The sequence below is a fragment of the Candidatus Tisiphia endosymbiont of Nedyus quadrimaculatus genome (assembly GCF_964059235.1).
GTDB lineage: Bacteria > Pseudomonadota > Alphaproteobacteria > Rickettsiales > Rickettsiaceae > Tisiphia.
Window position 1 is genome coordinate 1,296,298 of sequence record NZ_OZ060452.1, and the last position, 12,920, is coordinate 1,309,217.

At 30.1% G+C, this 12,920-nt stretch carries 13 protein-coding genes; 7 read left to right on the top strand and 6 right to left on the bottom strand.

Annotation, left to right across the window (positions count from 1 at the left end):
- Nucleotides 1-363: 363 nt before the first annotated feature.
- The gene (locus AB3211_RS06245; protein WP_367363991.1) at nucleotides 364-717 is read right to left on the bottom strand and encodes a hypothetical protein; all 354 of its coding nucleotides are present in this window, start codon (nucleotides 715-717) and stop codon (nucleotides 364-366) included.
- A gap of 3 nt (nucleotides 718-720) precedes the next feature.
- On the bottom strand, nucleotides 721-1,029 hold the full coding sequence (locus AB3211_RS06250; RefSeq protein WP_367363992.1) for a hypothetical protein: 309 nt from the start codon (nucleotides 1,027-1,029) through the stop codon (nucleotides 721-723).
- A 675-nt stretch (nucleotides 1,030-1,704) separates the two neighbouring features.
- On the opposite strand from AB3211_RS06250, the gene AB3211_RS06255 reads away from it, so the two are divergent.
- Entirely contained in the window at nucleotides 1,705-2,133 is a 429-nt protein-coding gene (locus AB3211_RS06255; RefSeq protein WP_367363993.1) for a helix-turn-helix domain-containing protein, read from the top strand.
- Nucleotides 2,134-2,168: 35 nt separating this feature from the next.
- On the opposite strand, the gene AB3211_RS06260 is transcribed toward AB3211_RS06255, so the two are convergent.
- Both AB3211_RS06260 and AB3211_RS06265 read right to left on the bottom strand, forming a co-directional pair.
- On the bottom strand, nucleotides 2,169-4,394 hold the full coding sequence (locus tag AB3211_RS06260; protein ID WP_367363994.1) for a tetratricopeptide repeat protein: 2,226 nt from the start codon (nucleotides 4,392-4,394) through the stop codon (nucleotides 2,169-2,171).
- Nucleotides 4,391-4,525 carry a hypothetical protein gene (locus AB3211_RS06265; RefSeq protein ID WP_367363995.1) on the bottom strand — a complete coding sequence of 45 codons (135 nt, stop codon included), beginning with the start codon at nucleotides 4,523-4,525 and terminating at the stop codon, nucleotides 4,391-4,393. Before AB3211_RS06265 ends, AB3211_RS06260 begins: the two co-directional genes overlap by 4 nt.
- Nucleotides 4,526-5,112: 587 nt before the next feature.
- Here AB3211_RS06265 and AB3211_RS06270 point away from each other — a divergent pair.
- From AB3211_RS06270 to AB3211_RS06280, 3 genes are all read left to right on the top strand, one after another.
- Nucleotides 5,113-5,625, top strand: a complete 513-nt coding sequence (locus AB3211_RS06270) for a hypothetical protein (RefSeq protein ID WP_367363996.1) — start codon at nucleotides 5,113-5,115, stop codon at nucleotides 5,623-5,625.
- Between the two features lie 522 nt (nucleotides 5,626-6,147).
- The gene (locus AB3211_RS06275; protein ID WP_367363997.1) at nucleotides 6,148-8,385 is read left to right on the top strand and encodes a tetratricopeptide repeat protein; all 2,238 of its coding nucleotides are present in this window, start codon (nucleotides 6,148-6,150) and stop codon (nucleotides 8,383-8,385) included.
- A complete protein-coding gene (locus tag AB3211_RS06280; RefSeq protein WP_367363998.1) occupies nucleotides 8,367-8,573 on the top strand; it encodes a hypothetical protein in 207 nt (68 codons plus the stop codon). The genes AB3211_RS06275 and AB3211_RS06280 overlap by 19 nt, the downstream gene beginning before the upstream one ends.
- 13 nt (nucleotides 8,574-8,586) lie before the next feature.
- On the opposite strand, the gene AB3211_RS06285 is transcribed toward AB3211_RS06280, so the two are convergent.
- Nucleotides 8,587-8,715 (bottom strand): hypothetical protein, encoded by a 129-nt coding sequence (locus AB3211_RS06285; RefSeq protein WP_367363999.1) that lies wholly within the window; start codon nucleotides 8,713-8,715, stop codon nucleotides 8,587-8,589.
- A gap of 324 nt (nucleotides 8,716-9,039) precedes the next feature.
- On the opposite strand from AB3211_RS06285, the gene AB3211_RS06290 reads away from it, so the two are divergent.
- A complete protein-coding gene (locus tag AB3211_RS06290; protein WP_367364832.1) occupies nucleotides 9,040-9,273 on the top strand; it encodes a portal protein in 234 nt (77 codons plus the stop codon).
- 102 nt (nucleotides 9,274-9,375) lie between these two features.
- Here AB3211_RS06290 and AB3211_RS06295 read toward each other — a convergent pair whose 3' ends face one another.
- Entirely contained in the window at nucleotides 9,376-9,636 is a 261-nt protein-coding gene (locus AB3211_RS06295; RefSeq protein ID WP_367364000.1) for a hypothetical protein, read from the bottom strand.
- A 210-nt stretch (nucleotides 9,637-9,846) separates the two neighbouring features.
- Here AB3211_RS06295 and tnpA point away from each other — a divergent pair, with 210 nt between their 5' ends.
- The gene (gene tnpA, locus AB3211_RS06300) at nucleotides 9,847-10,287 is read left to right on the top strand and encodes an IS200/IS605 family transposase (RefSeq protein WP_367364806.1); all 441 of its coding nucleotides are present in this window, start codon (nucleotides 9,847-9,849) and stop codon (nucleotides 10,285-10,287) included.
- Between the two features lie 468 nt (nucleotides 10,288-10,755).
- Nucleotides 10,756-12,609 carry an AAA family ATPase gene (locus AB3211_RS06305; protein ID WP_367364001.1) on the top strand — a complete coding sequence of 618 codons (1,854 nt, stop codon included), beginning with the start codon at nucleotides 10,756-10,758 and terminating at the stop codon, nucleotides 12,607-12,609.
- The last annotated feature ends 311 nt before the right edge of the window (nucleotides 12,610-12,920 follow it).

The following is a 12,920-nucleotide window of genomic DNA, read 5'->3' on the forward strand; positions in this document are numbered from 1 at the left end:
TCCACTATAAACACCCTTTTAAAAACTCCTTAAAAAAATATTAAAAATATTAATTTTTTGGAGATATTGTTACTTATTTAGGGGGGCAATTTTCATTACAATTTTTCCCTTAAAGGGGTCAATAGCTGATTACAATTTACAGATATGCAAGGTAAATTCTGTAATAAAGCAAAAATAATCAAGGATTAACTCTAGAACTTTTTGATATACAAAATTAATTGGTAACTGGGGTTAGTTATACTGATTATCTTTCAAAATAGAATTAATAATTTAATTCTAACTAATGATAGACCTAATACTAAATTATACCATGATACCATGTTAATTCTATTTTGAAAGATAATTAGTATTAGTTAATGTTAATTATTTTTGTTCCTTGGTCTGTGGCGTAGTATTGCTAGAGCTAGCAAATACTTTAAACTCATCAAGTAGTATTTTAAGATTGATATTTATGTCTTCTAACTGAAAGGTAGCATGTAATATATGCTGTTCTTTCTTAACTGTACTATTAGCTAGCTCTGTGGTCTTTTGATATAGAGCTGCTATTTCATCTTGTGCTTTGATGTAAAAGTTAGAAAAATTATTGCAAATAACCTTGATGTCACTACAGGTTGCTCTGATTTGATTAAGCCATTTGACCGAGAGTAGTATTAATAATATCTGTCCGATGATTAGGCTAAATACTCCAATGACCAAGGCTAATATTTGATAATTCATGTTTTAGTTCCTTTGTTTGCTAATGTTATTCTTGTCCGCTATAACCTCTGTAAATCTAGATAAACTTGGTTGATTGATTGCTACTGAACCGTTACTGGATATTTTGACTCTGCTCAGCTCTGTCAATATTGGGTCTAAGGTACATTTGGCTGCATGTTCTGTTGCCACCTGCACTGCATTGCCAGTAGATGACATTGCTTGCCCACTTGTCCTGTATCGTTTTTCCATATTCATCAGAAAGTTAAACATTACAACTATATACACCACCGCTATTACTACTATGGTTATGTTAAAGGTTTTTTCAATTTCCATATTACTCCTCCATTAAATTACTGGAGCAAGATGTGTGGTAGAATATAAGGCTATGTATTGTTTTATTACATTGATATAATCGAAACGTACGTAATGTATGATTAAATTGTTCAAAGTAATAAGGTACAATCTTGGTCTAGCAGTATTATTGACTTGATGACACCACTTACTAAAATTAGATTTATTTTTGAAATAATTGAAATTTAATTGGAACTCAGTATCACCATTATACCGATGTAAGAAGACTAGCACCGACAGAATAGCGATAGTAGTGGTATCTGACTTACCACACGAACGTAGCAATTTATGATACCAAATACCCGGTACTATATTACCAGTGAGGGTTATTTTATTAATTTCATTCCTTGCGTTATTGCATTCGGAATGGTTTTGTGCTATAAACATAGTTATCTGCGTTGTAAAAAGCGTTGTTAGTTTAACCAGTATTCTCTAAAAGTTTGCCGACCTACAAAGATTACTAGTTTTAGTAAGTTTTATTTTTATTATGATTATGTCTTGCCTTTAAATTCTATATATAGAATTATATGTATAACACTTTTATTACTAATGTCAATAATTATGCATATAAAATTTGACAAAAAAACATTTATGTGCGAATTAATACATAGTGGAACATAGATGTAACTAAAAAATAATTAAATTATTTAGAACATAATGTCATATACAACATTACAAAAAAATTTAGATAAAATTATTAAAGACCGTAATTACCAAGTTACTGAACTTGAAAGAAAAGCTGGTTTAAAGAAAAATAATATATACAATATTCTAAAGGGGATATCTAAAAAACCTTCAGCAGAGTTGTTACAAACGGTAGCCGATGTACTAGGTGTAACCGTTAAAGATTTATATAATCCCTTTATTGAAACAAAAAATTATTTAAATAATGATGATTTTGAATTGATGGAAAAAGTACTTAAGACTGTAATAGAAGAGATAAAAAACCTTAAGTTAGAAGTTACTGAAGTCGATCTAGTCAATATTATGTTAGAAGTGTTTAATTACTCGAAACCCGAACCCAAAAAAGAACTAGAGAAAAGGTTTATTAATTGGATATTACAACAACGCATACAAAAAAAGTAAATTTGGGGCAAAAGTGAATATTTTATCAAATTTTATTAGTTTTTACACTTACTCAAAAGATCTATACTTCTAAAGTGGGTTTCACCAAATTTTTCTATGAGTTGGGTGCTAAATTTTGTATACCAAAATTTATTTGGTAAATTGCAAGTCGCTTTTGCTGCAGCCCAATACAGGTAGCTTACTCCATCGACATTTTTCATATTATCCCGATAATTATTATAATATAATACTTCTGCTGAAGCATAGGACTCAGCTACCTTTTCATTCTGACCAAGAGCTGCTAATGCATCTCCTTCAGCAACAAAAGCCTTGGCTAAGTATGTATCTGATGAAATGCTGATATCTTTATTAGATCTAGCCGAATCATTAATAAATATGACTATAGCTTTTTGAGCATAACCTAGAGCTTCTTGAGCATTGCCTAATCCTAGTTCAGCTCTTGACATTTGGGTAAAGATTCGACCAAATACTTCATGATCTTCTTTCTTTACTATCTTATGCATGTCATATACTTGTTTAGCTTGAGCATAAGCTTCTTGATATTGATTAAGAGAGTTAAGTATTGCAGCTTTACGTATGTAACTACTTGTAAGAAATAAATCATCCGGCTGTAATCCATTTTTAATAAACATTTCTATAGTTTTATTAATTTGTTCTAATGCTTCTAGGTATTTTCCTTGCACAAATAATAACCTTGCTTTAGAACCATATATATAACCTATATCTCTCTTCTCTACTAAACCATCGGTAAACATTTGCTGCATAACCTGAATATTTTCTTCTGCTTCTTGAATTTTACCTAAGTGAATATTAGATATAGCCAAAAAATAAAATATATTACATTTGCAAGCCCCATATCCCTTAACATTATCAAAAACTTCCCTTGCCCTAGTAAAATAATTAATTGCCATATAATGGTCAGTACAACTTATATAATATGTTCCTATTAACCCTAAATAACATGCATATTTACTTTTTGTATCATTATTCATTAGCCATAATTTAAACTTACCCTTTTTATCGTTTTTATTAAACCAACTGATCAGTTTCTCTGAATTATAAATATCTAGAAAATTAACATATCGTATTATCAATTGTAAATTTAACTTCATAAGTTTATAGATGTTAATATTGTATTTTTGGGTATTTGCTGCAATAATTTCTAGGTTTTCACGCATCGTTTTTGCTTCCTCAAAAACATGAGCCCTCATTACACTCTTCGGTACAGAGTTTATCAATTTAGTAACAATCTCTTCTAAATCATTTATATTATTCCCAATTCCACGCATCTCTGCTATTTTCTGAGCAATAACATCATGCATTTCAAAAACAGGATTGGTTTCATTTGGATCAGTATTAGAAATTAAAGCAAATTTAGACAGTTGATAAATATCATCATCAATGGTGTTTTTGTCATCAGCAATAATCTTCAATAGTTCCTTGGAAAAAGCTTGGTTATTGATTAAAGCTATCTTATTCAGTAATCTTTTAGCATCTGGCTTTAATTCCTTAATTGCTAAAGTAATGTTTAATTTAATTTTATCAGCAGAATCTCGTATCCTCTTTTTATACTCTTCTTGACTTAAACCCGGTACTTGGTTCAATAACTGTGTACCTTGTACTATCAATACAGGATAACCAACAAATTCTTGAACTAAAAACTCTGCTAGTTTAGGATCATCTTTTTCTAAAATATTATTAGCAAGTGTTATAGCATCATCTTTGTCAAAGACCGTCATCTTGACTATGATATTAGGTAATAACTCACTATCCTGAGAAGCAAAGATAACATGACCATTATGTTCCCAATTAATAAATTCTTGCACCTTGTGATTTTCTTTGATCTTTAAATTATCAAATACTAATAACCATTTATCTTTGCTTGATAAGTAAGATAACACTTCTTTTTTTGCTGATCCGACATCTTTCGATATTAAATTAGTCTTAGCCTTTTCATTAATTGACTTTGCTAGTTTTAAAAATTCTTCATTAATATCTAAGTTACAATCAATAAACCAAATAAGCTCATAATTATTTTTATTCTCATAAGCATGCATTCTTGCAAGTTGAGTCTTGCCCATGCCACTAATGCCAACGAGACTTGTCTGCCTATATTTAATTAAATTATTTTTAACTAAAGTTAATTGTTTAATATGATCAGCAAAATAACTAACTGGTATAACAAGATTAGATATTGCCGCTTGAGCAACTGATATATAAGACATAATTAATATCATCATTATTAATAGAGATTTTTTCATTTTTTCTTTCTAATATTATTCACATATTTAGTAAAATCTAACACTTGCTCTTGTTTTTGTACTGATTTATTTATGATTCTTATATCTTTAAGATGTACTTTAAATTGGTAAATCTTAGTATTGTCAGACATATAAAAGCAATTTATCAGTTACATCAAATAGGGTAAAATATGTTTCAGGTGTTATAGATTCATTTTGTAATATATTTTTATAAAAAGCTAGGTATATTTTTTAGCAGAATTTAGCTTTGCCCCTGATTTTGAATGGTCTCCGTAATAGAAGAGCTACAGAGGTATTTTCTCTTTACTCCCAATAAAATCTTTCCATAATCTGACGGTAAATCCCCTTTTTTCTGAAGAACGTCCTTGTGTGATTCGTGCAAGAAATTAAAAAACCATTTGTCATGCAAACTGTCATTGACTTTATCTACGTATAGTTTAAAATCAAAAGTAGAGTAACTGCAAAGTTACTTTTAGGTGTCGAAATCTCTATTGAGTATCCGGTAGGCATCAGCCGTAAAAGGGGTAGCCCTCGATTGTTATGGTCGGGGAGGTGCTAGTTATGTTCAGGACTTAAGGTTTGCACCTTAAGCCTAAAGGCTATCGTAACTGTCTATTCACGGTTTTTCGAACTCCCCCGATCGCCAAAGTAATCTCTCAAGATTCTTTGGTGGTTAAAGCTTGATAACTTTAAGTTTAATCACAGAGGGGATGTCGTTATGACTAGTCAAATAGGTAAAAAAGCCATTATCCTATCATATTTATCACATGCCTATTCTGAACCATTAAAATTAAAAGAATCTTTGATTGACTTCTGCAAGGATAATAATTTTACTATAATCAAAATTATTGTTGCAAAAGATAAATACAATAACAAAGCACTTTGTAAATTAATTCAAATCGTAGTCAAACAATATAGCTATAACAGTCCCGTCAACCTAATAAGAAGTATTTTTAAGGATATTCATTGCTTCTTAACTTGGGTAGTAATTGGCACTTTACTAGAGGCTAAGCTAATTAACAAACTTTATGTCCAAGAAAATATACTGCATGCTGCTAATGCTAAAAAAGGTCAGGTTGATAATTTTCTAGAAATGAACCGTAATTTATTTACTCTATGTTTTTTTTATTTTGAACGCATAATGCTTTCTACTACAGTAACAATAGATGATAGTGATGATGAGGAACTATCGTTAATTCAGTTGGATTTGATACTATGTGCAAAGAGCTAATCAAATTAATTGACTATATTATGATAGAAAAAACAATAAATAATGATCCTGTTCTTATATTAGCAGGGGTAATAAGTAGGTTTAGATCAAAGTGAGCATATTTAGAACAGAATATTTGAAAATGAGAATCAATAATGTTCTAGAAGGTGGTTAAAATCTAAATATACTTTGGTTTTATTTATTTTCTTCATTACTATTCATTTATTAACGAAAGGATTACGTATGAATTCGGGATAAGGTTATAATTTAGAGGTCTATCGGCGTTATACATGTCAAAAATCACCATAAGGGATTATACGAACTTTGAGATTGTAAAGATGGCCTACTGATACTAGGTTAGTGGAATTTAGGTTCAGAATTAGCAAACAAACTTTCCTGCTTTTTAATGATTTTTATTATTAATATTCAAACTTAAGTTGAATTATTTCTGCTTATTCTTTATAGTTATCCGTATAATATATTCGTATAATATGTTTTATACGTACCGTTAGGGCATAATTTATTTTTCAACAGTTTTATTATATGAAAAAATTTTTACTATTAATCATATTATTAATCATTAATACTAGAACTTTAGCAAAAGAACAAATAACTAATTTAATCACCCCAGTTAGTTATTTTGTCAATCATGAGCAACAACTTAAAATTCTTGAGAAACATTTAGATAAATATAGACAAGCAAGTATAGTGGGTACTAGCGGTATAGGTAAAACTCAATTAATTAGGATGTATAGTTATGAGAATAAAAATAATTATGATCTAATTTGGTTTTTTGATTGTAACCTAGACCTTAATGAACAATTTGTTAAATTAGCCCAACAACTCAATATGGTTAAACAAACTAATATATCTGAAGCAATAACTCTAGCCAAAAAAGAAGTAATGTCATATTTAACTTCTACTAGTAAATGGTTATTGGTGTTTGATAATTTAAAAGTTAATGAAAATAAAAAAATTCAGAACTTTATTGATTGGGAACATAATGGTAATGTGGTGTTTTGTTCTCAAAATAACGAGAGATTACCTAATGTTATATTAATGACCTTGTTTAATAAACCTACTATCGTAGCTTTGGCTAATAGTTTATTGGATAATAAGGATAAAAATAGTATCGAATTTTTAACGCAATATTTTAGTGGTTATCCAATACTTATAGTTCAGGGGGCTCAATTACTCAATAAAATTAAAGGTCTAGATAAAGAAGAGTATAAAAAGAAAATTTATCAATCAACTGATAAAATAGCAACAAATATCAGCATGGCTATTCAAGAATTAAAACCTAGTGCAGTAAATTTACTTAATAAAATAGCTTTGATAAATAACCAAAGTTTCTCAAAACAATTACTTGCTATAATTATTGATAACAAAGATACTCTGGATGATGATATATACCAATTATCTAAGTTTATGTTGATTAGCAATATTGATTCTAATCAGGATAATCCTATTTTTGAAATGCATGATATAATTAGCAATAAAATAATGGAGATGAATGGGGATGAAAACAATAGAATATATTTAGAGGATATTATTCTAAAATTACCTAAGCTAAAGGGGGTTCATTCCGCACATGTATGGAGAGGCAGTAAGACTATATCCGAAAATTTAGAGATTATTTTTCAAAATGCTGAAAAATATAATATTAACATATATTTAATGCTTAACTTGAGATTGCAATTGTTTGCCTCATATATGAATGCCTGGAATCTATATAAATCAAAGCAAATGGTTAACTGGTTTGAGCAAAAAGAACAAGACGAACAGTTTAAATTTTGGCAAATGTCTACTTATCAAAAATTCTGTTACGCTAGATATTTAGTAGGAGTAGGACTTTACAATAGAGTAACATCGATAAATTATCAAAAAACTATTTCTTATTTAACTAAAGCACTTAAAGTTTTAGATACCCTAGGTGATGATTATGATTATATTTATTCTAAATTTAACTGTAGCTTAAACATTGCTCTAACTCATGTATATTTAGGTAATATAAAAACTGCTGAAGAAATTATTAACGAAATGGAGAAACTATTTAAACATAGGATAGAGGGAGGAGATATATTTATATTGTATCATGTAAAAGCCAGAATATCTTTTATTCAAGGTAAATATAATGAGGCTTTAGAATATGTTAATAAAGGCATTGAGGTATGGAAGATGTTAGATCCTAATGATCTAGGTTTTACTAGAGATTATTTACTTAGAGCAGCAATATTAAGCTCTATTGGCAAATATCAAGAAGCTTATGTTCAAACTCAACAAGTATATAATATGCATAAATCTGTAAACCAAGAGGCATTAGGTTATATTTATACACAAATGGCAAAAAGTGAATTAGGATTAAATAAAATAGATATTGCTTTAGATCATATTAATAGAGCTCTAACAATATTTTTAGCAGATGAGCGTAGAAATCCTAAGAATGTAGATCATTTGGAAGATCCAGATTTAGCAGCAAGTTATGTAGTGCAAGGTGATATTTTTCTTAGTCAAGGTAACATTAAAGAAGGTATAGAATCTTATAAAAAAGCTTACGCTATATACCACTATTTCTATGGGGATAAAAGTAAAAATGTTGTTCAAGTAAGTGAGTTATATAACAAAGGAGCAAAGGCCGCTTGTAAAAGCAAAGATTTATATAATTATAAATTTTTTGGCAAGCCACAAATTAAGGCATTTGGCATACACCATCCTAATACCGTTGATATGCTTGAATATTGTAAACAATATGACATAGATTTGTGGAACAAGAACAATTAAGCATTAAGGTCACATTTGTAAATCGTGGTTTAAGAGTTAATCATATAAATTGTGATATTGGTAAACAAAGTGCTGATATTATTAAGCTTCTTGAAAAAGTTAGCTCTTATTTCCAAGAGATAATATATGATAAAACACTAGCTAATGAACTTAAACAGCAGTATTCCTCATTCATCTATCGAATATAACGTTTGATTAAGATTATGGTTGTATATTTTCATTACTCTTAGTATGTTGATTATTATTTTCTTCTTCGGTCTTGCCTTTAGGATTGTTAAGTTTGACAAATTCTCTAAATTCATCAAGTAGCATTTCTATACATATATGCATCTCTTCTAAACGAAACGTGATATGTAATATAACCTCAGTTCGATATAAGAATTAATAATTCTTATATCGAACTGGCTTTGTTATAAGGAAAAATGCACTCTTGAAACGGTTCTGCGAGTGCATTTTAACTTTTTTCATCATTCAATATACGTTAATTCGGGATAAGGATTAGTAAAAATAGCAGACATATATACACTACGAAGAGCAATTAATGTATGAATTCACAGAAATGCAATTTATACATATCCAAAATCTTGTATTAGTTATAGCTAAAGCATTTTTACTAATCCTTATCCCGAATTAACGTTTGCTGAACAAAAAATTATCAGTCAATCAGGCTATTCTTATTTCCCATTTTTTGTAACGCGGTGGGTAAAAGAAGAAGGTGAAGTATATGGCTATGCTCCGGCTCATCATGTGCTACCTGATATTAAATTACTCAATAGCTTAAGACAAATTACCCTGAAAGTAGCACAAAAACAACTAGACCCACCATTATTAGTGCCTAAGGATGGCTATTACTTACCTCTTTACACTACGCCGGGTAGTGTTATGTAAATTGTAATATGTTTTTGACCCCCTATTGTAACAAATTTTGACCCCATTGATAAGTTGTATAAAAGCTATATCTTCAGGGGTTTTACTGTTATGATAAGAGGGTCACTTATAATTACAATAGAGGGTCAAAAACACATTACAATTTACATTAGGTAGACTTTGAGTACTTTTCCAATTATTACTAGCCAAAAATACTTCAACATTTTGCTTACTATGTGGTTCATTATTATCTTTCTCTGCAATGCTAAAAGTAATTGTATTAGGAGTCTCTACATTAGGAGGTGGGGTATATTTCATCGGTATTTTAAAGTTATTTTTCCGATAATGATTAGCCCAAGAACCTGCGTTATATCTTTTAGTCATGTTATTACCTCCGTTTTAGGTATCATTGCTAAAATAAAATTACCGCCCTGTGCTAAAAAACCCCATCTACTAAAAGATTTTGAGCAATATTTTAACTATCCCAAATGCTAAGCCACCGCTTTCAGCGGTGGAATCATAGAGTTTGACATATACTAAAGATATCCCTAAATGATTTTGCCGCTCAAAGCAGAATCAAGAAGGATAATGTATATGCCAAACTATAATAGTTTAAACCACTGTACATGGGAATGTAAGTACCATGTTGTTTTTACACCCAAATATCGCAAGAAAACGATATTTGGATTAATTAGGAAAGAGTTAAAAGAAGTGTTGCATCGTTTAGCGGGTCAAAAGGAATGTAAGATAGAGGAAGGATATTTAATGCAGGATCATGTGCATATGCTAATATCCATTCCTCCCAAACATTCTATTTCAACCATTGTGGGTTTTATTAAAGGTAAAAGTTCTATATGGGTAGCACAAAATATAGCAAATAAACAGCAAAATTTTGTTGGTCATAAATTTGGGGCAAGAGGATATTTTGTGAGTACCGTAGGAGCGAATGAAGAGGTAGTACGTAAATACGTTCAAAACCAAGAATCTGAGGATAAAAGAGCTGATCAACTTAACCTGTTTTACAGGTCAAAATAAGTAATATTAACCCGCTTTAAGCGGTTCTATAACAAACTCCCACTTCTAGGGGGAGTAATTGGCTATTATTCCTTAATTGATTTAACCTTAATTAAGTATCTAAAAAAGTGATTGAAGGGTTTCTGCATAAAGCAATAATTAATTAGCGTAGCAATTTAAATTAATCAAATACAAACAATAATTAAAATAATAAATAAAAATTTAACAATATGTGTTAAAATAGTAACGGAATTTTACGAATATATATTTTAACTATAGTGGTTTTGAGCTAAAACCTCAGATTTTTACAAAAAGTTTATAACTAATTTTTTCTATGTTGCCTTAGATTGCGTGAAATACAAAATTGAATAATTTTAGAGCTATTAAATTTTATTGAGATAATATGCTCGTGGTAAATACTAGTAATGCAGCATTGCTTATGTTACAATAATTTAAAGAACTTATATAATAACTATCAATTAACATAATATGATTAGCAAACCTTCTGATACCAAGACAAATCTCAAGAATATTAATATTATTGAGGTTAGTAAGTCCCCTAGAATGAGGGTAGGTACTGATGACTTTAAAACATTATTATTAAATAGTGATATATTTGTTGACAAAAGTCTAATGATCAAAGAATTCCTAGAAGATAGTGGAGATGTTATATTAATCACTCGACCAAGACGCTGGGGTAAGAGTCTAAATATGGATATGCTCCGGAAATTCTTTGAAATTGAAGTAGATGAAAAAGGCAAGCCTTTACCACTAGAACAAAAGATAAATAACAAACTATTCCTTGGAGGTACAGTAGATTTAGGTATTAAAGGTAAAAGGACTCTAAAACCTTTAAAGATTAATAGTAATGAATACGCTATGGTTCAACAAGGTAATTATCCGGTTATTTCTATAAGTTTTAAGGATGTTAAGGGTAGTAATTACCAAGACATTGAGAACGGGATAAAAGAACAAGTTATAAGATTGTTCTCTAACCATCGCTATTTAAAGCATTATATAACAGAAGATGCAAGTTTGTTAGATGATGCACAAAAGGAAAAGCTAAACCGATATTTTACAGGAAAATTTGATAAAGAAGATATTAAAGATAGTTTACGTTTTTTAAGCGAATTATTGTTTAAACATTTCAATCAAAAAGTCTACATATTGATCGATGAATATGATACGCCAATTAATAGTTCGTACATTGAATTTGGCAATAAATCAAAAGAGTTTGATGATGTACTAAAGATATTCCGCGGGATGTTTGGCAGCAGCCTAAAAGGTAATACTTGTGTAGAAAAAGGAGTAATAACTGGCATATTAAGAATTGCTAAAGCTAATTTATTTTCTGATTTAAATAATGTTAGTGAATATACCTTACTTGATAAAAATTTTGCTAAGTTTTATGGCTTCACTCAAGCAGAAGTTGAGGAGTTATTAACCATCGTCCCAACCAAAACAAATCCTGAGGAAATTCAAAATTGGTATAATGGTTACACTTTTGGTGGAGAGATCATCTACAACCCATGGTCAATTATGCAATGTCTTGCACGGGAGGGCGAACTTGATCATTACTGGCTAGATAGTGGTGGAACTTCGCTTGTAGATCAGGCATTATTGTCAGATGAAATGCAGGAAGATTTACAGAACTTAGCTGCAGGTAAAAGCATTATCTCGCCTATTACCAAACAAATAAGCTTTGCTGACATCAGTAGACCAGTAGGATTATTTAGTTTATTACTATTTAGTGGTTATTTAAACCCTATTACTAAAATGCTAGAAGAAAATATTTATGAGTTGGCAGTACCGAACAAAGAAATACGGTATATATATAATGCTAGAATGCTACAATGGGTTACCGATCAGATAGAAATCGATAGTTCTCGGTATTATTCTTTTGTTAGTTTATTACCAGCAGGTAAAGTAGAGGAATTTAAAGAACGGTTACAAGAATTGTTGGTAAATTCTACCAGTTTTTATCAAACAGGGAAGAAAAAAGCAGAATTATTTTATAGTGGCTTTATGCTAGGGCTTGTTAACATGTTATCACCTAGTTACATAATAGCAAGTGAACAGGAGTCAGGAAGCGGAAGAGCTGATATTATCATGATCCCTAAAGCTGGTAGAGAAGATAAGGCAATTATTATTGAGTATAAGATTGCTAAAAATGTAGAAGATTTGCTTTCAGTAGCCAAAATGGGCTTAAAGCAAATTATAGATAAACAATATGATACTAAGATAAGAGAACACAAACATGTCAAAAAGATCATTAAAATCTCTATGACCTTTTGTGGCAAGGAAGTTGCACTGCAATATCAGATTGATTGTGTTCCTTATTAAAGCTCCACTGTGGTTCATACATCCGTAAAACCTAATGTAGATTGTAATCAGCTTTTGGTGTGCCACGAAGTGTAAATGAGCTAGCTGATGAAAGATCAGCCATAGAAGTGTTGACCTAGCACACTATGTATCGAGTCTTGAGCTAACTTTGGTAACAAAGTCAGTTTGTAATTGTAGGAGAGATTAGGGGTTCGAAGCACAAATCCCCGCCGATAAACCAGCATGGACTAAGCCTTTTATAATATAGGTTTTAGAGTGTTTTTTGTGTTATAGCAGTTAACATATAGTTAGATATTAGTTATAATAATAGA